The following is a 21,131-nucleotide window of genomic DNA, read 5'->3' as shown; positions in this document are numbered from 1 at the left end:
GTAGCGGCTGCGGATCCAGCGCCGGCGCAGTTTGGCGGTATTCAAAGCAGTGAACGGAGTAGAAAACCGAGCGAAAAACGAAAGTGGATTATAGCGGAAACTGTGAACCGGGCGTGATTGGGAAAAGTAAAGACGGGCGGGCGGCTGACGGTTTTCAGGTAGCCTGAGACCTTTGCAAAATCAGATGCACTCGATATTCTGAAGTTATATGCTACGGTCTCAGATCTTGGGTAATAGCGAGTTTGGGAAGGACCTAAATTTCAAGTCTTAGTTAGCTCATTTTTCCAAAATAGGTAATCCTGTCGCTTGACGCAATTTATTTAATGCCCGCATTGCTAGGTAGCGGAAATTTGATCGATCAATATGTTCAAAGTTTAAGTCAGGCTTATTGAGTTTGCCGACAAGTAATACGTCAGCAGAATGCTCACGCTCTATTTTCGTAATGCCGGAGAAATCATGCAGAGCATATTGATCCGTTTTCTTCCACCAAAACCAGCCAAAGCGACAGATTGCAATCTTTTCTGCCGCATAATCAATATACAAAATATGTTCATTATGTAAACGATAACGGAAAAAAGCAAAACAGCCCCACAAAGGTAGGGCCATTAAGAAGTCTGCTACTGTGCCAAACACGGTAATAACTAAAGCAGCTAAAGCTATGGGAAAGCACAAAAAATAAGCTGTAGCACCATCTGTCCATAGGTATTTACTGCCAGTCGTCGGGCGTTTTTTTTCTTCTCCGGGGTGATCTAATATTGCCTTGGCAGCGCGATACCACTCTTCTAGCCACACCGAAAAACCAGTGATTATGCCAGCTAACCATATGGTATTTTCCATATGTATCAAAGCATCAAAATGCCACTGCCACACTTGTTGCTTATAAGTAATCCAAACGGTAACGCATAAGGAAATTATGCCAAACAGAAAGTGGCGTGCAACTAGGTGCCATGGTGCACGCTTTGCTAGACGATAATTCTGTGGTTGCATTTTTGCTCCAAGAACAAGAGTATGCTTCAACATTCAGAACGATATTTCTAAGCGAGTTTACGCTGCCTATTGCTATGTATTTGCTTTGTTGGAAGAGATACATCACAGGTAAGTAACCAAGCGAGACATTTCCCGGGCATAAGCGCATAAGATAGAAATACGTTGTAGATAGGGTTCAGGCTACCTGAAAGCGCGAATGGCGTTTCAGGTGGCCTGAGACCTTTGCAAAATTCGGTCTCACCCAGCATCCGAAACCGTAGCCTATGGTTTCGGATATTTTCATCGCTTTTTAGCCAAACTTCCCTGTTCTCCTCTACGGATTGCCTGTTTTTCAGGCAATCCGCTGCCCTTTAGGCAGCAACAGGCACACTGAGCCTGTTGGCTGCTTTCAACAGGTTCACACACATCGCCTTCAGGTGGCTTTGTGCACTCACTTTGCGCAAACCAAAATAGGCTGCCCGGGCATGGCGGAATTTGCGGTGCAACGTACCAAAGCTTTGTTCCACCACATAGCGCACTTTCGCCAGCCGGCCGTTGCGGATTTTCTGCTCTTGGCTTAATGGGCAGCCATGGTGTGCTTTTTGCATGATGCCGTCTTTCAAGCCGCACGCTACCAAATGTTGTCGGCTCTCCCGGCTGTCGTAGCCTTTATCCGCATAAATGGTGCTGCCTTCTGCGATGTCCGCCAGTAATGGCAGCAGGTGTTTGCACTCATGAGCATTGGCCGGGGTGATGTGCAGTTTCTCGATATAGCCGTCCGCATCGGTGCGGGTGTGTTGTTTGTAGCCCAGATGGAAGCGGCCGTCTTTTTTGATCCACTTGGCATCCGGGTCTTTGCTGGGGGTGGTTTCGCCACAGACAACGCCTTCGTCATCCACTTCTATGGCCTGACGCTGTTTGCCGCCGGCCGTCTGAATAATGGTGGCGTCAACGATGGCGGCGGATGCTTTCTCTACTTTTAAGCCCTGGTCAGTCAGTTGGCGGTTAATCAGATCCAGCAGTCCGGCCAGGGTGTTGTCTTGTGCCAGCCAGTTGCGGAAACGGCAGAGGGTGCTGTGGTCGGGAATGCGGAAGTCGTCGAAGCGGCAGAAGAGTTGGAAATCGATGCGGGTGATGAGGCTGTATTCGAGTTCGGGGTCGGAAAGGCTGAGACCTTTGCAAAACCCCCATCTGCGGCGCATTTCTGCGTTGTGCGCTGCTCGCTCGCTTGCCTATCTAAATGATATGTCTGCGCTCGCTGTGCTGCTACGCCTGGAACTGCATCCACATCTGGGGGTTTTGCAAAGGTCTCAGGCTGTGCCATTGGCCGAGTAGAACGGCTTTGAACATGGATAACAGGGGATAAGCTGGACGACCACGGTGGTCTCTAAGGTAGCGGGTTCTTTGACGGTTGAGGTAATGCTCGATTGGTTGCCAATCAATCACCTGCTCGAATTTCAATAGGGGAAAGCGGTCGATGTGTTTGGCAATCATGGCTTGGGCGGTTTGCTGAAAGAAGGTGCTCATGAAAAATCCCCTAAATGTCCTGAGAGGAAATTTAGGGGATTGGGAGATATTTTGCAAAGGTCTCAGCCTGTGGGGGCAAAGGGGCAGATCACACCACCGCTTCTTCTTTTTGCTTGGGCGGCTTGATGATGTTTTCGCGGGTGAGACCGAAGAACAGCAGCAGCGGGCTGGCCACCAGCACCGACGAGTAAATGCCGAACACAATGCCGATGGTGAGCGCGATGGCAAAGCCTTCCAGCGCGGGGCCGCCGAACAACAGCATGGCGATCACCATGGCTTCGGTTGAACCGTGGGTAATGATGGTGCGGCTCATGGTGGCGGTGATGGCATTGTCGATGATGTAGGGAATCGGTTTGCCGCGCATGGCCGGTTTGCGGATGTTTTCGCGGATGCGGTCGAACACCACCACCGATTCGTTTACCGAGTAGCCGAGCACGGCCAAAATACCGGCCAGCACGGTGAGCGAAAATTCCCATTGGAACAGGGCGAAACAGCCCAGAATCACCACCACGTCGTGCATATTGGCGATGATGGCCGACAGTGCGAAACGCCATTCGAAACGCACCGACAGATAGATGATGATGCCCACCACCACCATCAGCAGCGCCAGCAGGCCGTGGTTGACCAGCTCTTCGCCGACTTGCGGGCCGATGAATTCCACTTTGCGCAGGCTCACATCGGGGTGATCCTGTTTCAGCAGCTCCAATACTTGGTTGGAGAGCTGGGCGGAGCTGACGCCTTCTTTGTTGGGCAGGCGGATCATCAGCTGTTTGTTGGTGCCCAGCGTTTGCACTTGGGCCTCGCCCATTTTCAATTCGGCCAAGCGGCTGCGCACCCGGTTGGGATCGGCGCCTTCGTTTTCATATTGCACTTCGATCACGGTACCGCCGGTAAATTCCACAGAGAAATTCAAGCCTTTGGTAAACAGAAAGAAAACGGCGGCAATAAAGGTGATGAGGGAAATCAGGGTGGTGATTTTCCCGTAGCTCATAAAGGGAATATCGCGTTTGAAACGGAACAGATCCATAAGGGTTTACTCCTTGGCGGCGCGGGGTTGGGGGCGGATGCCGATGGAGAGGCTTTCCAGTTTGCGGCGGCGGCCGTACCACAGATTGGCAAAGGCGCGCGACACCACCACGGAGGAGTACATGGAGGTGAGGATGCCGATACAGTGCACCACGGCGAAGCCGCGTACCGGGCCGGAGCCGAAAATCAAGAGGGCGATGCCGGCAATCAGCGAAGTGATGTTGGAATCCACAATGGTGGCCCAGGCATGGCGGTAGCCCTCGTTGATGGCTTTCTGCGGCGTGGCACCAGCGCGCCATTCTTCGCGGATACGCTCGTTAATCAACACGTTGGAGTCGATGGCCATGCCCAAGGTGAGCGCGATGGCGGCGATGCCGGGCAGGGTGAGGGTGGCCTGCAGCATAGAAAGAATCGCAATCAGAAACAGCAGGTTGGCACTCAGCGCCAGCACGGAGAACACGCCGAACAGGCGGTAGTAGAACACCATAAACAGCGCCACCGCCAAAAAGCCCCACAAGGTGGATTGGAAGCCTTTTTCGATGTTTTCCTTACCCATAGACGGGCCGATGGTGCGTTCTTCAATGATTTCCATTGGAGCGGCCAACGATCCGGCGCGCAGCAGCAGGGCCACATCGCGCGCTTCGTCCGAACTCATGCTACCTGAAATCTGCACGCGGCCGCCGGGAATCGGCTCGTTGATGCGCGGGGCGGTGATGATTTCGGCACGGCCTTGGTCGATCAGAATCATGGCGGTGCTGCGGCCGATGTTGTTGCGGGTGATGTCGGCAAAAATGGCGGCGCCGGCGCTGTCCAGATTCAGGTTGACCGAAGGCAGGTTTTGCTCGGTAAAGCCCGGTTGGGCGTCGTTGATGTTGTCGCCGGTCAGCTCTACCTGTTTGCTCACCAGCAACTGGCCGCCGCCCTGCACCGGCAGCAGTTCGTAGCCCGCCGGCACATTGCCGGCAGCGGCCTGCTGGTTGAGCGCGGGGTCGTCGGACACCATGCGCACTTCCAAGGTGGCGGTGCGGCCGATGATGTCTTTCGCTTTGGCGGTATCTTGCACGCCGGGCAGCTGCACCACGATGCGGTCGGGGCCGGCCTGTTGGATCACCGGCTCGGCCACGCCCAGTTCGTTAACGCGGTTGTGCAGGGTGTTGATGTTTTGCTTGACGGCGGCGCTTTGGATGTCGGCCAGCGTCTGCTCGGGCAGGCGCACCACGATGTTGTTGCCTTCCGTGGTCAGTTCGGCATCAGGCGCCTGCTGGCGCAGTTTGGGCAGAGCGGCCTGCAGGGTGGCTTCGTCTTGGAAGGGCACCACCAGTGTCTGACCTTGTTTGCGGATGCTGCCGCTGCGGATTTTGTCTTGGCGCAGCTGGCGGCGGAAATCGCCGGCGATGCGGTCGAGCGTTTTCTCGATGGCGGCTTTCATGTCCACCTGCATGGTGAAGTGCACGCCGCCGCGCAGGTCGAGGCCGAGGAACATGGGGTTGGCGCCCAAACGGCTCATCCACTCGGGCGTGTTGGCAATCAGGTTGAGCGCGATGATGTGGCCGTTGCCCAGTTTGCGCTCGATGGCGTCGCGGGCTTTGCTCTGCTCTTCTTCGTTGGCCAGGCGCACCCGCAGGCTGCCGTCGGCGATAAACATGCCTTGATGGCGGATGCCGGCTTCTTCCAACGCTTGGGCCACGGCCTGCTCGGTGGTTTCATTGACCGGCTGCGACTGGCGGCTGCTCGATACCTGCACGGCAGGCGTTTCGCCGTAGAGGTTGGGCAGGGCGTAGAGGCCGGCCACCACGATGGTGAGTGCGATCAGGAGGTATTTCCAAATCGGATAACGGTTCATATGCGTGCTTTCGGAAGCGTTCGGAAACGGAAACGGGCAGCGCAAAGCATGCGCTGCCGCAGGGGCTGCGGACAGACCCCAATCAGCCTTCGATTTTGACGGTGATGGCTTGGCGGTGGAACTCTACCGGCACGCCGGGGGCGATTTCGAGGGTCACATACTGTTCGCCCACTTTGCTTACTTTGCCGGTCATGCCGGAAGTGGTCATCACTTTATCGCCTTTTTTCAGTTCGGCCAGCATTTGCTGGCGGCGTTTTTCTTCCTGTCTCGGGCGCAGAATCATGAAATAAAACAGCGCCAGCAGGAAGATCCAAGGCAGGGAGCTCAGCAGCAGGCTGGGTTGCTGGGCGGCAGCGGCGCCGTCGGCAAAGGCGAAGGAAATCATGGGAAAAACTCCGTAAAGCGTGAGGGAAAAACGCGCTATTGTAAACGGCATTCGGGCTTTTTCCAACACTTGTGCCGGCGGGCAGGCTGAGACCTTTGCAAAACCCCCAGATGTGGATGCAGTTCAAGGCGTAGCAGCGCAGCGAACGTGAACATCAGGAATCCCCGTGGGACAGACATATCATCTAGATAGGCAAGTGAGTGAGCAGCGCACAACGCAGAAATGCGCCGCAGATGGGGGTTTTGCAAAGGTCTCAGGCTACCTGAAAGCCGCTGGTGCGCGTTGTGAATGAGCCGTCAGCGCTTGGGGGCGAAAACCTGCCCTAGGTGAACAAACGCTGCAAAAAGGCTTCGATTTCGCCACGCACGGCGGCTTTGTCGCGGTTGCTGTCGATCACGGCATAGCGTTCCGGCGCGGCGGCAGCGCGTTTCAGGTAGCCTTCGCGCACGCGGGTGAAGAAGGCGGCCTGTTCCTGCTCGAAACGGTCTTTTTCGCGGTTTTCTTCGATGCGTTGCATGGAAACGGCCAAGGGCACGTCGAGCAGGAAAGTGAGGTCGGGGCGCAGGCTGCCCTGTACCCAGTGTTCCAGGGCGGCCACGTCGTCGGCGGGCAGGCCGCGGCCGGCGCCTTGATAGGCGAAGGTGGCGTCGGTGAAGCGGTCGGACACCACGGAAATGTCGTCGCGCAGGGCGGGCAGGATCACGTCTTCCAAATGCTGGGCGCGGGCGGCGAACATCAGCAGGGTTTCGGCGCGCAGACCGATGCGGGTGTCGGGGCTGAGCAGCAGTTGGCGCAGGGCTTCGCCCACGGGCGTGCCGCCGGGCTCGCGGGTGAAGCGGACGGGCAGACCCTGGCGGGCGAACCAGTCGCGGATGACCTTAAGCTGGGTGGTTTTGCCGGCACCGTCGATGCCGTCTAGGGTAATGAATTTGGCGTTCATGGCGAGGTTTTCAGGTAGCCTTTACATGGACATTGACACCGATATCTACACCGGCTTCACCCAAGCCGAAGGATGGGGCTGAAAGCCGATGTGCGGATAATAATCGACGGCCTGCGGAGCGGAAAGCAGCACGATCTTGCAGCCAGAGGGCAAGCGGCCGGCGGTGTGGTCCAGCAAGGCGCGGCCGATGCCGGCGCGTTGGTGGCTGTCGGCCACGGCAAGATCGGAGAGGTAGCAGCAGTAGGCAAAGTCGGTAAGCGAGCGGGCGATGCCGACCAATTCCGTTGCGTCCCAGGCGCTTACGGTCAGATCGGCCTGTTCGAGCATGTTGCGCAGCACCGCCAAATCAGTAGGGCGGCGCCCGCCGAGGCTGCAACGTGAGAGTAGGCCGGCAAATTGTTCGGCGCTGACGGGAGCATTGATGCGGTAGTCGATGGACATGGCGCGGATTCCTTTAGGGTGTGTCTAGGGTGTGTCGTCTTGTACGGCCGCTTCGGCGTCGGTGTTCAGGTAGCCTCTGAGTACGATGCCTTGGGCGAGCATAAAGACAATCATCAAAATCAGCTGGCCGTAGCTTTTGAAATTGATAAACAGGTTTTTCGAGCTTTCCGAAGTTTCGTCGTAAGCGTAAAGGCCGATCCAGTAGTGCAGGGCGGCCAGGAGCAGGAAGAAGGCGGCCCATACCCAGGTGAGGCGTAGCCAGCCGCGCGGGCTGAGGCGGAAGATGTCTTTGGCCACGGCCTGAATCAGCGGTTTGCCGATGAGGGCGCTGATGCCGAGCGCCAGGGCGAACAGCAGGTTGATGACGGGGGTTTTCCAGCGCAGGTAGAGGTCGTCCTGCAAGAGGATGCTGGCGCCGCAAAACACAATGGTGAGCAGCAGCACCGTCCATTGCTGTTTGGTGAGTTTGCCTTTCTGGCGGGCAAGGTGGACGCCGTACACGGCCAGCGTGCTGACGAGGACGGCGGCGGCGCCGGCAATCAGGCCGAATTTTTTCGAGGCGAAGAAAAAGGCAATCAGGGGCAAAAGGTCGAGCAGGGCGGTCATCTTATTCTTTCTTCAGGATGTAGCGGCGCACGGCGGCATTGTGTTCGGCCAGGGTGTGGCTGAATTGGCTTTTGCCGGTGTTGTCCATGCGGGAAACGAAATACAGGTAGCCTGCTTGGCTGGGTTGGGCGGCGGCTTCGAGCGCGGCGCGGCCGGGCAGGGCGATGGGGGTGGGTGGCAGGCCGTGGCGGGTGTAGGTGTTGTAGGGGGTGTCGCGCCGCAGGTCGGCCCGGCGGATGCGGCCCTGATAGGCGTTGCCCATGCCGTAAATCACGGTGGGGTCGGTTTGCAGGCGCATGCCGATGTTGAGGCGGTTGACGAATACGGCGGACACGTCGGCGCGGTCTTCGGGGTGGGCGGTTTCTTTTTCGATGATGCTGGCCATGGTCAGCAGCTCGTAGGGGGTTTCGTAGGGCAGTTTCTCAGCACGGCGGTTCCAGGCGCGGTCGAGCTCGCTCTGCATTTTAGCGTAGGCGGTGCGGTAGATTTGCAGGTCGCTGCTGTCGCTGTCGATTTCGTAGGTGTCGGGGAAAAACAGGCCTTCGGGCAACTTGGATGCGGCGTCGGGGGCGATTTCGGCCAGCAGTTTCTGGTCGCTCCAGCCGGCAGTGTCGTGGCGGATGTCGGCGGTTCGGTTGATGATGCGGCGCATGTGGGCGAAGGTCATGCCTTCGATGATGCGGACGGTTACGGTGTCGGGTTTGCCGTTTTTCAGGTGTTGCAGAATCTGCCAGCTGGAAGCGCGCGGCTGTAGGCGGTAGTTGCCCGGAGTGAGGTGTTTGTGAGCGCCGTTGAGGTAGGCGCCGAGCAGGAAGACGTAGCGGCTGTAAACGGCGTCTTGTGCGGCCAAGGTGCGCGAAACGCCGGCGATGCCGCTGCCGCGTTCGATTTTAATCCGTTGCGATTGGGTGTCTTTGGGCAGAAACAGCAGCAAGGCAAAGGCGGTAAGGGCGGCCGCCGCCAGTGCGGTGAGGAAATAGACGGCTTTTTTCAACATGTTTGATTGATGCGGATGTGGTGTGTGCGAAAAAGGCGGCAGTATAGCGGAGGGCGCGGCGCAGCGGCTACCTGAAACCCCTCGCCAGCGATGTAAAAAACCGTGTACGAGACACGCCGGATTTAAGGGATAATGGGCATTCCGTGCCACCGCTTTTTTCTGCTTATGGAATCCATCATCGAACTGCGCCATCTGAAAACCCTGCTGGCTTTGGAAGAAACCGGCAGCGTGTCGCTGGCGGCCAAGCGGGTATTCCTCACCCAGTCGGCCTTGTCGCACCAGATCCGTGCGCTGGAAAACTATTACGCCACCCCGCTGTTTGAGCGCAAATCCAATCCGGTACGCTTCACGCCGGCCGGCGAGCGGTTGCTGCAACTGGCGCGCGAGATTCTGCCGCAGGTGGCCGCCGCCGAGCGCGAGCTGGTGCAGATTGTGGAAGGCGGCGCGGGCGAGCTGCGTCTGGCGGTGGAGTGCCACACCTGTTTCGACTGGCTGATGCCGGCGATGAGCGATTTCCGCCCGCTGTGGCCGCAGGTGGAGCTGGACATTGTGTCGGGTTTTCAGGCCGACCCCGTGGGCCTGCTGCTGCAGCACCGCGCCGACTTGGCGATTGTCTCGGAAGCGCTGCCGCAGGCCGGCATCAGCTATCAGGCGCTGTTTGCCTACGAAATGGTGGGCATTTGCGCCAAAGACCATCCGTTGGCCGATAAAACGGTGTGGCAGGCGGAAGACTTTGCCGACGAAACCCTGATCACCTACCCCGTGCCCGACGATATGCTCGACCTTTTGCGCAAAGTGCTGCTGCCCGCCGGCATCAACCCGCCGCGCCGCCACAGCGAACTGACGATTGCCATCGTGCAGTTGGTGGCCAGCCGGCGCGGCATTGCGGCGCTGCCGTATTGGACGGTGATGCCGTATCTGGAAAAAGGCTATATCGTGGCCCGCCCCATCGGCAGTACGCCGCTCACCAGCGAGCTGTACGCGGCCATGCGCAGCGACGATGCCGACAAAATCTACCTCGACAATTTCTGCCAAATCGTGCGCGACCGCGGCTTTGCCGATCTGCCTGGTTTGAGCGTGTTGGCATTGGCCGGCTGAAAGCGTCGCGGCACAGACGCCGCTTGAAATTTTTCAGGCTACCTGAAGGTATTAAGGCTATCTGCATGGCCGGACTATGTTTGCTGATTGGGAAATTGCAGTAACTTCGGGCTGTCCGGGTGCATTTGGGTTTTAAAAATACAGGCGCGGCCGCTGTAGAAATCCGGGTTGAACAAATCGATGCCGAAATGGCTGCAATAGCGCTCCACCATTGCAGGCGTCAGGCGGTCTTTGATGCGCTGGGCCTGGTATTGCTCTACTTCTTCGAACGGAAACGGGTCGCCCCATTCTTCGAATTCCCAACGGTTTTCGCGATGGGCTGCAATATAGCGACCAGGAGCCTCATAGTGCCAGCCTGTTTCAGAAACTATTTTTGTAGCTTGAGTACCATCGCCATACATAAATTGAGTTGAACCAGGCTTGACCTTAGGGATATCCCGTACCATAACGACTGATATTTCACGGACACCTAATTCCTTATACAAAAAATATGGATCGGAGTTGAGATCGGTACCTTGTCTACTGTTATCAACATAAACACACCATTGGGATTGTGTTTCGGAAATCATCACTTTCGAACGATCAAGCGGCAGCAGGCTGTTCAACCTCTGCCCCCATGTACCGTCAATATCGATTTTTTGCGCGGGCACTTCGCGATATTTATCCCGCTTACGCTCCCACTGAGCGATAGAGTCAACCAGCTTGTCATAGGGAACTTCCAAAAAAGCCATGATATTGGTGGTGGGAGCATAGCGATGCAGGAAGAATTCAGGGTCGCGCATCATGTTTTTCTAGAGCATTTTTGATTGAGAATGTTACATAATAGGGTTTTCTACCAGCCGGAGCATGAGATGCGCGCCTATTCGCAAGACCTGCGAGATCGAGTACTGAGAGCGCTGGAGCGCGGAGAGCGACCCAGCGCCATTGCCCGTCGTTATGAAGTCAGCCGCATGTGGGTATATCGCGTGCGTGATCGCTTCGAAAAAGAAGGCGAGCGCAGCAGCAGGCAGCAAGGCGGCAAGCGCATCTCCCGGCTGGCGCCAGTAGAGGGCATGATCCGCGACTGGATCAAGGCCGATCCCGATCTGACCTTGGTGCAAATGTGCGAGCGTTTGGGCGAGCATGGCATCAGCATCAAACCCTCGGCCTTGTGGCACCAGCTCAACAAATGGCGGCTGAGCTTCAAAAAAAACGCTGCACGCCAGCGAGCAGGAGCGTGAAGACGTGCAGCAGGCACGGGCGAGCTGGATACAGCAGCAGGCCCGGCTCGATGCCAGGCGCCTGGTATTTCTGGACGAGACCTGGAGCAGCACCTGCATGACGCCGCTGCGCGGGCGCGCCCCGCGCGGTCAACGCTGCGTGGCCAGCGCCCCGCATGGGCACTGGAAGACCAGCACCTTCATTGCCGCCTTGCGCTGTGATGCACTGACGGCCCCCATGGTGACCGATGGCCCCATCAATGGCGCCGTGTTTCTGGCGTGGGTCAAAACCTTTCGGTGCCCGACACTTCGCCCTGGCGACATCGTCATTGCCGACAACCTCTCCAGCCACAAAGTGGCGGGCGTGCGAGAAGCCATCGAAGGCGTGGGCGCCAGCATTCGCTATCTGCCGCCGTACTCGCCGGATTTGAACCCCATCGAGAAGCTGTTTGCCAAGTTCAAGGCGCTGCTGCGCAGGGCGGGCGAGCGCACGGTGGGTGCGCTGTGGCAGCGCATGGGGCAGCTGGTTGATTTGTTCTCGGCTCAAGAGTGTGCCAATTACTTCAAATCAGCTGGGTATGTAATGAATTAAATCGAAACAGCTCTAAAATCAATGAAGGAGTAGGCCGGTTTGGAAACCGTTTGCTTGAGTCGGAACCGGCATAAAAATAGCTGGGCAACGATATGGGCTACCTGAAAAGAGCGTTCAGGTAGCCTGATGATTATTGGAAGCCGCCAGCACGCGCTTGGGCTGCGTCAACCGGCTAGGGTTTGCTGCAGGATTTCGTCGCTGGTGGGGCTGAACACATTGAGAGCGGCGGCCAGCAGCAGGGTGTCCGGGGCGAGTGTGCTGCCGGGGGCGGCTTGGCGGCAGCTGAGGCTGCAGTCGAACACGCCCATGCCGCTGCTGTCTTGCCAGGAGAGGGTGGTGCGCACGTCAAGCACGGTGCCGACCGGAATGTCGGGCACGCCGAACTGCAGTTTGCGGGTGCCGAGCAGAAAGCCCAGGCGAACGGGCTGGCCTTGGTCGAAGGCGCGGGCGCCGGCCCAGGCGCCGATGCCCTGTGCCATGATTTCCATGCCCATCCAGGCGGGCAGGCGGTCGCTGCCGGGCCGGAGCAGCAGGCAGTCGGGGCGCAGGGTGGCGGTGGCGTGCAGGCTGTGCTCGTCGTAAGACAATACTTGGTCGAGCAGCACCATGCGGCCGCTGTGGGGTAATAGGTCGGCGGGGCGGGTGATGGGGCATTCAGGCATGCTCGGCTCCGATGATCAACACGCTGTTGTTGCCGCCGAAGGCGAAGGAGGAGCTGGCGCCGATGCGGCGTCCGGCCGGCCAGCGGCTGTTGGCCGTGGTGAGGGCGATGGCGGGCAGTTCGGGGTCGGTCTCGCCGTCCCAGTATTGGGCGGGCAGGCGGCCTTCGGGATTATGAACGGGGCTGACTATGCCCCACAGCAGGGCGGCTTCCAGCGCGCCGGCCGCGCCCAAGGTGTGGCCGGTAAAAGGTTTGGTAGAGGTGGCGGCGGTGTGCGGGCCGAAGACTTCGGCCACGGCGCGGCTTTCCATGCTGTCGTTGTGGTGGGTGCCGGTGCCGTGCAGATTGATCCAGCCTACGGCGTCGGGCGTGAGGCCGGCGTGGCGCAAGGCGGCTTGGAAGGCCTGAACCGCACCTAAGCCGTCGGGGCGGGGGGAAGACATATGGTAGGCGTCGCTGCTGGCGCCGTAGCCCATGAGCGGCAGATCGCTGCCGGCCTCGCGGCTCATCACGAAGGCGGCGGCGGCTTCGCCGATGTTGATGCCGTTGCGGTGGCGGGAAAAGGGGTTGGCCAGGCCGTCGGAGAGGACGTCTAGGGCATCGAAGCCGTTGATGGTCAGTGGGGAGAGGGTGTCCACGCCGCCGCACACCACGGCGTCGCACACGCCCAGCCGCAGCAGGCGGGCGGCGCTGATCAGGGCGCGGGCGCCGGAGGTGCAGGCGGTAGACACGCCGTAGCAGGGACCGGCGAGGCCGTAAACGGCGGCGGTGAAGTCGGCGGGGGCGGAATGGATTTGCTGCTGCTGTTTGAAGGGCACTTCGTGCCAGGCACAGCCGGCGGCCACATGGCGGAACAGGGGCAGGTTTTCATCCACGCCGCTAGTGGAGGTGCCCATCACCACGCCGATGCGTTCGGCGCCGTAGCGTGCGCGTGCCGCTTCGATTTGCGGCTCGATTTGCGCCAGCGCGTGCCACAGCAGCTGGTTGTTGCGGCTGCGGTGCGCTTCGGGCAGGGAGGCGGGAAAATCGCGCAGCGCCTCGTTCACTGCGCCGAAGGCGCGGCTTTTGCCGGCAATCCATTCGCTGCTGAAAGTGAGCGGCGGGCGGGCATCACTGCGTAACAATTGGTGCAGGTGCTGGGGCAAACCGCTGCCCAGCGCGGAAACCAGCGCCGGTTCGCCCAGATAGACGGCTGTATTCATGGTGGGGTAATCGGGGTGATGCGCCAGCGGCCGTCGGGGCGGGCCGGCAGGGTTTCAGGTAGCCTGTGCGGTTCGTTGATGTAGGGGAACAGGTTTTGGAATAATTCACCGGCTTCGCGGTTGGGCCAGATAAAGCCGTCGCGCTGCCAGCCTTCGGGTGTGGCGAGCAGGCGGGCCTGCGGGGCGCCGAAGGCATCGGTTTGGATCCAGCGGCTGCGGCCGCCGCCTTCGCCCTGCACCGCCAAGAGCGAGGTTTGCTCCACTTCGCCTTGCGGATTGAGCCGCTCCAATTTGAACCAGCGGCTGTCGCCCGCGGCCAACTGAGGCAGCGATTGCGCGGGGAAAGGCGCGGCGCAGGCGGCCAGCAGCAGGGTAGATAGAACGGAGAAACGGGAAAACTGCATTTCAGGTAGCCTTTGGGGGAATGGGGCGAAAGGCTACCTGAAAACGGCGCGGCCGTCTAATGCCGTGTCTCTTTGCGGTTTGCCTGACGATACGCCCTAAAAGCAGGGAAAGGAAAACGGTGCGGTGCCGGGGAATTGATTGGTTTTGGTTTCCGCTGCCGGCGGCGGTTCGGCCGCTTCGGTTGCGGCTGCCGCTTTTTTGCCGGCGACTTTGTGCAGGGCGGCCAAGCCGCGTTCGGGTTGGGCCACAAAAGGATTGTCGCCGTCCCAGGCGTAACCGGCCAGAATCGAGTTGATCAGGCGGCGCACTTTGGGCTGGCTGCGGCCGGAAAACACCACGTCTTGGAAGCGGCCGTCGTACCAGCCTTCCACCAAGGTGCGGAAAGCGTTCACGCCCACCGCCAGCGGTTCGGCAAATTCGGTCTGCCAGTTTGCATTGCCGCCGAGCAGCTGTTTGCCCAAAAGGTCGGCCGCCAGCTTGGCGGAATGGACGGCGGTGGTGACGCCGGAGGAAAACACGGGGTCGAGGAATTCGGCGGCATTGCCCAAGAGAGCGAAATGTTTGCCGTACAGCGCTTTCACGCTGGCGGAATAACCGGGCAGATAGAGAAAGGGGAAGCCGTTGTCCCAGCGGGCGTCGGCCAGAAAACGCGCGAACATCGGCACTTCGTCGGCAAAGGCTTTCAGAATCGAGGCCGAGCTGCCGAATCGGGCAAAGCGCTCGGGCAGGCCGACCACGCCGACGGAGCTGCGCCCGTTGCTGAAGGGTATCAGCCACAGCCACACGTCGCGGTGCTCGGGGTGGACCGCCACCCAGGTTTTGTTGCGGTCGAAAGCAGGGTCGGTGATGTGGTCGTCGATGTGGGTGAAATGCACTTGGCGGGTGGGCAGGTCGGAGGGGATGTCCCAGCCCAAGAGGCGGGGCAGCACGCGGTGGTAGCCGCTGGCGTCCAGCACAAATGCCGCTTCCAGCGTGTAGCTGCTGCCGTCTTCACGCCGTACGCTCAGTTGCGCGTGGCTGCCGCTGTTGTCGAAGGCGGTCACTTCTTCGCCGAAGCACACGGTTACGCCCTGCTTGGCCGCTTCTTCAATCAGAATCTGGTCGAAGCGTTCGCGCTGCACATTGAAGGCGGTATTGGGGCCGGGGCTGGATTTGTCGGTAAATTCGAAACGGCTGCACTGCTCGCCGAAGGTAAAGACGGCGCCGTTTTTGTATTGGAAGCCGAGGCCGGCCTGCACGGCGGGCAGAAAACCGGCTTCTTCGATGATTTCCAGGCAGTGCGGCAGCAAGCTCTCGCCGATCACGAAACGCGGAAAATGCTGTTTCTCCAACACGCAAACGCTGAAACCCTGTTTATTGAGTAGGGCGGCAGCCACCGCCCCGGAGGGGCCGGCGCCGATCACGGCGACATCGTAGCTGTGGTGCATAAGGGCTCCTGAGGTCAGGAATAGGGAAATGGGTTGTGGGGGAATGAGGATAATCCTTTTCAGGTATCCGGGTTTTGCGTTAAGGCAAAACCTTGTTCGATGCCGGCCGCTTTTTTAAAACCTAGGCGGGCCGACAAGCGGCGAATGCGCGTTCCTATGTCTATTGCCGAATGGCGGCCGGGCCCACCGTTTCGGCCAGCGCGGCCAGGCGGCGGCGCGATTTTTCCACATACGGGTTGGCGGTGTCCCAAGCATAGCCCGCCAGAATCGAGCTGATCATGCGGCTGATCTCGGGGCTGCGGTTGTCGGCGTAGATCACGTCTTGGAAACTGCCGTCATACCAGCCTTCCACATAAGTGCGGAAAGCGTTGACGCCCACCATCAGCGGCTCGGCAAACTCCGCCTGCCAATCCACTTCGCCGCCTTTGAGCTGCCTGCCCAGCAGATCGGCCGCCAGCTTGGCCGAGTGCATGGCAATGGTGACGCCGGAGGAAAACACGGGGTCGAGAAACTCGGCGGCGTTGCCCAAGAGGGCGAAATGCCTGCCGTGCAGGGCCTTCACATTGGCCGAATAGCCTTGGATGTGGCGGAAGGGAAATTCATTGTCCCACTCGGCATCGGCCAGAATACGCGAAAGCATGGGCACTTCCGCCGCAAATTTTTTCAGCACCGCTTCCGAATCGCCGAGGCCGGCAAAGCGTTCGGGCAGGCCGACCACGCCGATGGAGCTGCGGCCGTCGCCGAAGGGAATCAGCCACAGCCACACATCGCGGTGCACGGGATGGGTGGAAATCAGGATTTTGTTGCGGTCGAAATCGGGCGCGGTAATGCGGTCGTCAATATGGGTGAAATGCGCTTCGCGCACCGGCAGATGGGAGGGGGTGTCCAAGTCCAGCAGGCGCGGCAGCACGCGGCCGTAGCCGCTGGCATCCAGCACAAAGCGTGCCGCCAGAAGATAGGCGCTGCCGTTCTCGCGCTGCACGGAAAGCAGGGCGTTGTCGCCGTGGTTGTCGAAAGCGGTGAGGGCTTCGCCGAAACGCACGTCCACGCCCTGCTTGGCGGCTTCGTCGATCAGGATTTTGTCGAACACTGCGCGGCGCACCTGAAACGTGGTGCCGGGGCCGGGACTGAATTTGTCGGTGAAGTCGAAATGGGTGTAGCGGCTGCCCCAGCTGAAAGCGGCGCCGTTTTTAAACTGAAAGCCGGGTTCGGCCTCGATGGCGGGCAGAAAACCGGCTTCTTGCAGAAACTCCATGCAGTGCGGCAGCAGGCTTTCGCCGATCACGAAGCGCGGAAAATGCTGTTTTTCCAACACGCAAACAGAAAAGCCCTGTTTGTTGAGCAGGGCGGCGGCCACCGAGCCGGCGGGGCCGGCACCGATTACAACCACATCGAATTGTTCCGTCATCACGGGCTCCTGAAGATGCCGTCTGCGGCAGAGAAGCCCTATCAAATCACGATTCGGCAGGCTTGGCAAGCATGGCGGGCTGTTTGCTGTTGGCCAAGGCAGAGACTTTTGCCAAGCCCCCGGATAGGGATGCGGCTCAAGGCGTGGCAGCGCAGACCCATCACACGATAGGCAAGCGAGCGAGCAGCATCCCTAAGGGATAAACGTACAACGCAGAAATGCGTCGCAGATGGGGGTGAAAAGGTCTCCGCTTTACGGTGCGGCCGTCAAAAATTCAGGCTACCTGAAAGCCTGTTCAGGTAGCCTGTTGTATCACAGCCCCGCGCTTACTTCTTCTTGCGTTGCGGCGGCAAATCGGTGCACACGCCCAGCGCCACTTCGGCGGCCATGCCGATGCTCTCGCCCAAGGTGGGGTGCGGGTGGATGGTTTTGCCGATATCTTCGGCATCGCAACCCATTTCGATGGCCAAACAGATTTCGCCGATCATGTCGCCGGCGTGGGTGCCGACGATGCCGCCGCCGATGATGCGGCCCGAATCGGCGTCGAAAATCAGCTTGGTAAAGCCTTCGTCGCGGCCGTTGGCGATGGCGCGGCCGCTGGCGGCCCAGGGGAAGACCGATTTGGTGATCTTGATGCCGTCGCGTTTGGCGATTTCTTCGGTCACGCCCACCCAAGCCACTTCGGGGTCGGTATAGGCCACGCCGGGAATCACGCGCGCGTCGAAATAGGCTTTGTGGCCGGCGCAGTTTTCCGCCGCCACATGGCCTTCGTGCACCGCTTTGTGCGCCAGCATGGGTTGGCCGACCACGTCGCCGATGGCGTAAATGTGCGGCACATTCGTGCGCTGCTGTTTGTCCACTTCGATAAAGCCGCGCTCGGTGACGGCCACGCCGGCGTTTTCGGCGCCGCACAGTTTGCCGTTGGGGGCGCGGCCGGCGGCCACCAGCACCAAGTCGTAACGCTGCGGCTCGGCCGGGGCTTTCTCGCCTTCAAAGGTGACGTAAATGCCGTCGTCGCGGGCTTCCACGGCCACGGTTTTGGTATTGGTCATGATGTTGTCGAAACGGTGGGCGTTCATTTTTTCCCACACTTTCACCAAGTCGCGGTCAGCCCCCTGCATCAGGCCGTCCATCATTTCCACCACATCCAGGCGCGCGCCCAGGGTGCTGTACACGGTGCCCATTTCCAGACCAATGATGCCGCCGCCGATGACCAGCATTTTTTCAGGTAGCCTGCCGCCGTGCTGGCGCAATTCCAGCGCGCCGGTGGAATCGACAATGCGCGGGTCTTGGGGGATAAACGGCAGGTTCACCACGCGGCTGCCCACGGCGATGATGGCGTTTTTAAAGGCGATGGTTTTGCTTTCGCCGGTTTCCACCGCCGTTTCGTATTGTGCTGATTCGGTGAGGGCTACCTGAAGGTGGTTGGGGCCGGCAAAGCTGCCGCGGCCTTGGATAACGTCCACTTTGCGCGCCTTGGCCATGCCGGCCAAACCGCCGGTGAGCTTGCCGATGACCTTGTCTTTGTAGCCGCGCAGCATATCGACGTCGATTTCCGGCGCGGAATATTTGATGCCGTTGGCGGCCAGGTGTTTCACTTCATCGATTACCGCCGCATTGTGCAGCAAGGCTTTGGAGGGGATGCAGCCCACGTTCAGGCACACGCCGCCCAAGGTTTGGTATTGCTCGACAATCGCCGTTTTCAGGCCGGCGTCGGCGGCGGCAAAGGCGGCGGAATAACCGCCGGGGCCGCCGCCCAACACCACCACATCGTATTCGGCGTCGGCGCTGCCGGAAAATGCCGCCGCCTGTGGTGCGGGCGTGGGCGCTGCCGCAGCGGCGGCCGGCTCGGCTTTGGCCGCAGGGGCTTCGGCCGCAGCCGTGGCCGCTTCAATGACGGCAATCACGCCGCCTTCGGAAATTTTGTCGCCCATTTTGACGCGCACTTCCTTGACCACGCCCGCGGCTTCTGCCGGCACGTCCATGGTAGCTTTGTCGGTTTCGAGGGTAATCAGCGTGTCTTCCAGCGCCACGCTGTCGCCGGCTTGGATTTCCACGGCGATGATGTCTACGTTTTCGTGTCCGCCGATGTCGGGGACTTTCAGTTCGATGATGCTCATACACTTGCTTTCTGTGATGTGGGTTGAAAATACATGGGTTGGGTTCGCGTGGTGCCGGGTTCGGGTATCGGTATCCGGTTGACGCCTTTCAGGTAGCCTAAACCGCTTCGTCGTCGTTTTGCCCGTATTCGCCGAATGCCTGTTTAATGATGCGGTATTGGTTTTTCCGCTGCAGCTGGTGCGGGATATGGGCGGTTTTCAGCATTTTTTGCGAGCGGCGGCGGCTCATCACTGCTACGGTTTGCGGGCTGCCGTCGTCGTTTAGCCGCCCGTTGAAACGCTCGGAAGTGCTGTAAACGCCCACCCGCCAATGGCGGATGTCTTTTCCGGCCAAGCGCTTTTCGGCAACCCGCCTCAGCTGTTCGAGATATTGCCTCTCCTGCGCTTCGCTGAGGGGCGCTTGGCCCAAGCGGGAGAGCCGGGCATAAGTGGGTAGGTCTTTGACCACCAGAAAATCGTAAAACTTCTGAAAATAGCGGTTGGCCAGCGCCAGCACTTCCTGCTGTCCGGCGGTGTCTAAGGCGGGGTTTTCCAGTATCGAGCGGTACAGCCCCAGCGGGTTGAAGTCGGTATAACGGGCATGGCGGGCAATGTAATGGCGGTATTCGGCCAGGCTCATGCTGCGGAAGGGTTTGTCTATCTTCATCTGTTGGCCTGTTGCGGTTTCAGGTAGCCCGGTGGGGTCGGTTAAGAGAAAAACACATATTTGGCCACCATGGCAAAGCACATCATCACCATCATGGGGCGGATCAGGCGTGTGCCGCCTTTTACCACCATCCGCGCGCCAAAGAAAGCGCCCAGTGCCTGCCCGGCCATCATGGCCAAGCCGGCTAGCCAAACAATGTGGCCGCCCAACAGGAAGAAAATCAGGGAAGCCAAATTGGTGGCGAAGTTTAGCAGCTTGGCATCGGCGGTGGCACGCACTAAATCTGTGCCGCGCAGCACGGCTTGGCTCAGGGAGAAAAACGTGCCGGTGGCCGGGCCGAAATAGCCGTCGTAAAAGCCGATAGACGGCACAATATAGCGCTGCCAGCTTTGCCGGCTGATTTTGGGCGGGCGGGCGGTTTGCCCCAAAGAAGGGGCAAACAGGGTGTATAGGCCGATGCCGGCAATCAAAAACGGAATCAGCACGGTGAGCATTTGGGCCGGCGACAGCTGCACCAATACCGTACCGATGGCGGAGCCGATAAAGGCCAGCACCAGCGCCCGCCGAATGGCGCCGGGGTGTGCCACGCCTTTTTTCACCAGGGTCAGCGAGGCGGAGAACGAGCCGGCGCAGGCTTGCAATTTGTTGGTGGCCAAGGCCGACACCGGCGGCAGGCCGCTGAGCAGCAAGGCGGGTATGGTCAGCAGCCCGCCGCCGCCGGCCAAGGCATCGACAAAACCGGCCGCCGCCGCCACCAAAAACAAAGCGGCTATGGTTTCCCAACTTAAGATGATGTCCATATCTATGCAGGCTACCTGAAAATGGTGGAGCCATGAGCGCTCGGTTTATGTGTTTGGGGCGGGCAGAGCCGTTCTCGCGTGGGGGTGGAAAGTGCATAACATGCTCCAAAACCCTTGCGACTTGCCTGAAAGGCTTTCAGGCAGCCTTACAAATACTTTTCCGCTTCGCGGATACTCAAAGCCGCCATGAGGCTTCGGTGGCGGGCGATGAATGCACGTACCCATGCGGGGTTGGTTTTGCTGTAGTCGCGCAATGCCCAGCCGATGGCTTTGTTGATAAAAAATTCTTTTTGCGCCAGGTTGTTGCAGATAATTTGCTCTAAGAGCTCGGTATCGGTTTTTTCCTTGCGTAAAAGCTGGTGATCGATGGCGACGCGCCGCAGCCAGATATTATCGCTGCGGCTCCAGTCCAGCAGCACGGCGTTCACTTCCGAGTAATTCAAGGCAATGCCGCCGACAATGCGGTCGAGCACGTCAGACGTATCCCACCACGATTTTTCGGTAATCAGTTTTTCAAGGCGGGGGATGTCTTGTGGCGTGAGCTGTTTTTGCACGGCTTTCAAATAATTCAGTGCGCAATATTGCAGCTCGCGATACGGGTTTTTCCAGCATTCTCTGACAAATGGCCAGTCAATCTCTTGCGAAGCCGATTGTTTGAAAAACGGCTTGCAAATTTGGCCGATGTGGGGCTTGGTAACTCCCAGAAACTCAAAGCGATTTTTCATATAGGCCTTCATTGGTGCGGTGCATTCGGGGTCGGCTGCGTCGCGCAAGGCGGCCAGTAATGCTTTGTTGTCGATCATGGTCTTATGCTCATTGGGCCGGCGGCTTCAGGCTACCTG

The 21,131-nt window shown here is 59.2% G+C and carries 21 protein-coding genes and 2 pseudogenes; 3 read left to right on the top strand and 20 right to left on the bottom strand.

The window, feature by feature from the left end; translation table 11 throughout:
* Positions 1–276: 276 nt before the first annotated feature.
* The gene (locus tag H3L94_RS07055) at positions 277–987 is read right to left on the bottom strand and encodes a hypothetical protein (protein WP_182121438.1); all 711 of its coding nucleotides are present in this window, start codon (positions 985–987) and stop codon (positions 277–279) included.
* Positions 988–1,337: 350 nt separating this feature from the next.
* A pseudogene (locus H3L94_RS07050) lies at positions 1,338–2,135 on the bottom strand (IS5 family transposase); the annotation flags it as partial.
* On the opposite strand from H3L94_RS07050, the gene H3L94_RS12500 reads away from it, so the two are divergent.
* Positions 2,101–2,301 carry a lipoprotein signal peptidase gene (locus H3L94_RS12500; RefSeq protein ID WP_425325910.1) on the top strand — a complete coding sequence of 67 codons (201 nt, stop codon included), beginning with the start codon at positions 2,101–2,103 and terminating at the stop codon, positions 2,299–2,301. The pseudogene H3L94_RS07050 and the gene H3L94_RS12500 sit on opposite strands and share 35 nt — an antisense overlap.
* Here the strand turns inward: H3L94_RS12500 and H3L94_RS07045 are convergent.
* The 8 genes and pseudogenes from H3L94_RS07045 to mltG form a co-directional block, all read right to left on the bottom strand.
* Positions 2,284–2,493, bottom strand: a pseudogene (locus H3L94_RS07045) (transposase); the annotation flags it as partial. The gene H3L94_RS12500 and the pseudogene H3L94_RS07045 sit on opposite strands and share 18 nt — an antisense overlap.
* Positions 2,494–2,581: 88 nt before the next feature.
* Positions 2,582–3,520, bottom strand: a complete 939-nt coding sequence (secF, locus tag H3L94_RS07040; protein ID WP_182121437.1) for a protein translocase subunit SecF — start codon at positions 3,518–3,520, stop codon at positions 2,582–2,584.
* Positions 3,521–3,526: 6 nt separating this feature from the next.
* On the bottom strand, positions 3,527–5,362 hold the full coding sequence (secD, locus tag H3L94_RS07035) for a protein translocase subunit SecD (RefSeq protein WP_040660090.1): 1,836 nt from the start codon (positions 5,360–5,362) through the stop codon (positions 3,527–3,529).
* A gap of 82 nt (positions 5,363–5,444) precedes the next feature.
* Positions 5,445–5,747, bottom strand: coding sequence for a preprotein translocase subunit YajC (gene yajC, locus H3L94_RS07030; RefSeq protein ID WP_040660088.1), 303 nt, complete (start codon positions 5,745–5,747; stop codon positions 5,445–5,447).
* A 322-nt stretch (positions 5,748–6,069) separates the two neighbouring features.
* Positions 6,070–6,687 carry a dTMP kinase gene (gene tmk / locus H3L94_RS07025; protein WP_182121436.1) on the bottom strand — a complete coding sequence of 206 codons (618 nt, stop codon included), beginning with the start codon at positions 6,685–6,687 and terminating at the stop codon, positions 6,070–6,072.
* A 45-nt stretch (positions 6,688–6,732) separates the two neighbouring features.
* Complete coding sequence (locus tag H3L94_RS07020) at positions 6,733–7,128, bottom strand: GNAT family N-acetyltransferase (RefSeq protein ID WP_182121435.1); 396 nt, start codon at positions 7,126–7,128, stop codon at positions 6,733–6,735.
* A 24-nt stretch (positions 7,129–7,152) separates the two neighbouring features.
* Positions 7,153–7,734 carry an inner membrane-spanning protein YciB gene (locus tag H3L94_RS07015; RefSeq protein ID WP_182121434.1) on the bottom strand — a complete coding sequence of 194 codons (582 nt, stop codon included), beginning with the start codon at positions 7,732–7,734 and terminating at the stop codon, positions 7,153–7,155.
* A 1-nt stretch (position 7,735) separates the two neighbouring features.
* Entirely contained in the window at positions 7,736–8,731 is a 996-nt protein-coding gene (mltG, locus tag H3L94_RS07010) for an endolytic transglycosylase MltG (protein WP_182121433.1), read from the bottom strand.
* Positions 8,732–8,896: 165 nt separating this feature from the next.
* Between mltG and H3L94_RS07005 the strand changes: the two genes are divergently transcribed.
* Positions 8,897–9,829 carry a LysR family transcriptional regulator gene (locus H3L94_RS07005; RefSeq protein ID WP_182123128.1) on the top strand — a complete coding sequence of 311 codons (933 nt, stop codon included), beginning with the start codon at positions 8,897–8,899 and terminating at the stop codon, positions 9,827–9,829.
* A 74-nt stretch (positions 9,830–9,903) separates the two neighbouring features.
* Here the strand turns inward: H3L94_RS07005 and H3L94_RS07000 are convergent, their stop codons facing one another.
* Positions 9,904–10,611, bottom strand: a complete 708-nt coding sequence (locus H3L94_RS07000; protein ID WP_244958728.1) for a hypothetical protein — start codon at positions 10,609–10,611, stop codon at positions 9,904–9,906.
* A gap of 69 nt (positions 10,612–10,680) precedes the next feature.
* Here H3L94_RS07000 and H3L94_RS13020 point away from each other — a divergent pair.
* Positions 10,681–11,620 (top strand): IS630 family transposase gene (locus H3L94_RS13020; protein ID WP_182122119.1). Its coding sequence is split into 2 segments (ribosomal slippage): positions 10,681–11,013 and positions 11,015–11,620, totalling 939 coding nucleotides; the frame shifts between segments, so codons are not numbered across the junction.
* 164 nt (positions 11,621–11,784) lie between these two features.
* Here H3L94_RS13020 and H3L94_RS06990 read toward each other — a convergent pair.
* The 9 genes from H3L94_RS06990 to H3L94_RS06950 all read right to left on the bottom strand — a co-directional run bounded on the left by H3L94_RS06990 (position 11,785) and on the right by H3L94_RS06950 (position 21,092).
* The gene (locus tag H3L94_RS06990; protein ID WP_182121430.1) at positions 11,785–12,282 is read right to left on the bottom strand and encodes a hotdog family protein; all 498 of its coding nucleotides are present in this window, start codon (positions 12,280–12,282) and stop codon (positions 11,785–11,787) included.
* Complete coding sequence (locus H3L94_RS06985) at positions 12,275–13,483, bottom strand: beta-ketoacyl-ACP synthase (RefSeq protein WP_182121429.1); 1,209 nt, start codon at positions 13,481–13,483, stop codon at positions 12,275–12,277. The genes H3L94_RS06990 and H3L94_RS06985 overlap by 8 nt, the downstream gene beginning before the upstream one ends.
* Positions 13,480–13,887 (bottom strand): hypothetical protein, encoded by a 408-nt coding sequence (locus H3L94_RS06980; protein ID WP_182121428.1) that lies wholly within the window; start codon positions 13,885–13,887, stop codon positions 13,480–13,482. Before H3L94_RS06980 ends, H3L94_RS06985 begins: the two co-directional genes overlap by 4 nt.
* Before the next feature lie 96 nt (positions 13,888–13,983).
* Positions 13,984–15,315 carry an NAD(P)/FAD-dependent oxidoreductase gene (locus H3L94_RS06975; protein ID WP_182121427.1) on the bottom strand — a complete coding sequence of 444 codons (1,332 nt, stop codon included), beginning with the start codon at positions 15,313–15,315 and terminating at the stop codon, positions 13,984–13,986.
* A gap of 160 nt (positions 15,316–15,475) precedes the next feature.
* Positions 15,476–16,723 (bottom strand): NAD(P)/FAD-dependent oxidoreductase, encoded by a 1,248-nt coding sequence (locus H3L94_RS06970; RefSeq protein ID WP_425325909.1) that lies wholly within the window; start codon positions 16,721–16,723, stop codon positions 15,476–15,478.
* Positions 16,724–17,049: 326 nt separating this feature from the next.
* A complete protein-coding gene (gene lpdA / locus H3L94_RS06965) occupies positions 17,050–18,843 on the bottom strand; it encodes a dihydrolipoyl dehydrogenase (protein WP_182121425.1) in 1,794 nt (597 codons plus the stop codon).
* 97 nt (positions 18,844–18,940) lie between these two features.
* Positions 18,941–19,489: a P-loop NTPase family protein gene (locus H3L94_RS06960; protein ID WP_182121424.1), complete on the bottom strand. Its 549-nt coding sequence runs from the start codon at positions 19,487–19,489 to the stop codon at positions 18,941–18,943.
* Positions 19,490–19,530: 41 nt separating this feature from the next.
* A complete protein-coding gene (locus tag H3L94_RS06955) occupies positions 19,531–20,289 on the bottom strand; it encodes a TSUP family transporter (RefSeq protein WP_009118376.1) in 759 nt (252 codons plus the stop codon).
* Between the two features lie 146 nt (positions 20,290–20,435).
* Positions 20,436–21,092 (bottom strand): DNA alkylation repair protein, encoded by a 657-nt coding sequence (locus H3L94_RS06950; protein WP_244958726.1) that lies wholly within the window; start codon positions 21,090–21,092, stop codon positions 20,436–20,438.
* Positions 21,093–21,131: the final 39 nt, after the last annotated feature.

The organism is Neisseria shayeganii, from assembly GCF_014054965.1.
Lineage (GTDB): Bacteria > Pseudomonadota > Gammaproteobacteria > Burkholderiales > Neisseriaceae > Eikenella > Eikenella shayeganii.
The sequence above is the reverse complement of the archived record's forward strand: the minus strand, read 5'-3'. Positions and strand labels throughout refer to the sequence as shown.

Bases quoted from the DNA above. Each gene is read 5' to 3' on its own strand.
- yajC (WP_040660088.1), bottom strand. From the start codon at position 5,747: ATGATTTCCTTCGCCTTTGCCGACGGCGCCGCTGCCGCCCAGCAACCC.
- mltG (WP_182121433.1), bottom strand. From the start codon at position 8,731: ATGTTGAAAAAAGCCGTCTATTTCCTCACCGCACTGGCGGCGGCCGCC.
- H3L94_RS06960 (WP_182121424.1), bottom strand. From the start codon at position 19,489: ATGAAGATAGACAAACCCTTCCGCAGCATGAGCCTGGCCGAATACCGC.
- H3L94_RS06970 (WP_425325909.1), bottom strand. From the start codon at position 16,723: ATGACGGAACAATTCGATGTGGTTGTAATCGGTGCCGGCCCCGCCGGC.
- H3L94_RS06990 (WP_182121430.1), bottom strand. From the start codon at position 12,282: ATGCCTGAATGCCCCATCACCCGCCCCGCCGACCTATTACCCCACAGC.
- H3L94_RS06975 (WP_182121427.1), bottom strand. From the start codon at position 15,315: ATGCACCACAGCTACGATGTCGCCGTGATCGGCGCCGGCCCCTCCGGG.
- H3L94_RS07020 (WP_182121435.1), bottom strand. From the start codon at position 7,128: ATGTCCATCGACTACCGCATCAATGCTCCCGTCAGCGCCGAACAATTT.
- lpdA (WP_182121425.1), bottom strand. From the start codon at position 18,843: ATGAGCATCATCGAACTGAAAGTCCCCGACATCGGCGGACACGAAAAC.
- tmk (WP_182121436.1), bottom strand. From the start codon at position 6,687: ATGAACGCCAAATTCATTACCCTAGACGGCATCGACGGTGCCGGCAAA.
- H3L94_RS07000 (WP_244958728.1), bottom strand. From the start codon at position 10,611: ATGCGCGACCCTGAATTCTTCCTGCATCGCTATGCTCCCACCACCAAT.
- H3L94_RS07015 (WP_182121434.1), bottom strand. From the start codon at position 7,734: ATGACCGCCCTGCTCGACCTTTTGCCCCTGATTGCCTTTTTCTTCGCC.
- H3L94_RS12500 (WP_425325910.1), top strand. From the start codon at position 2,101: ATGAGGCTGTATTCGAGTTCGGGGTCGGAAAGGCTGAGACCTTTGCAA.
- H3L94_RS06985 (WP_182121429.1), bottom strand. From the start codon at position 13,483: ATGAATACAGCCGTCTATCTGGGCGAACCGGCGCTGGTTTCCGCGCTG.
- H3L94_RS07005 (WP_182123128.1), top strand. From the start codon at position 8,897: ATGGAATCCATCATCGAACTGCGCCATCTGAAAACCCTGCTGGCTTTG.
- H3L94_RS06980 (WP_182121428.1), bottom strand. From the start codon at position 13,887: ATGCAGTTTTCCCGTTTCTCCGTTCTATCTACCCTGCTGCTGGCCGCC.
- H3L94_RS06955 (WP_009118376.1), bottom strand. From the start codon at position 20,289: ATGGACATCATCTTAAGTTGGGAAACCATAGCCGCTTTGTTTTTGGTG.
- H3L94_RS07055 (WP_182121438.1), bottom strand. From the start codon at position 987: ATGCAACCACAGAATTATCGTCTAGCAAAGCGTGCACCATGGCACCTA.
- H3L94_RS06950 (WP_244958726.1), bottom strand. From the start codon at position 21,092: ATGATCGACAACAAAGCATTACTGGCCGCCTTGCGCGACGCAGCCGAC.
- secF (WP_182121437.1), bottom strand. From the start codon at position 3,520: ATGGATCTGTTCCGTTTCAAACGCGATATTCCCTTTATGAGCTACGGG.
- secD (WP_040660090.1), bottom strand. From the start codon at position 5,362: ATGAACCGTTATCCGATTTGGAAATACCTCCTGATCGCACTCACCATC.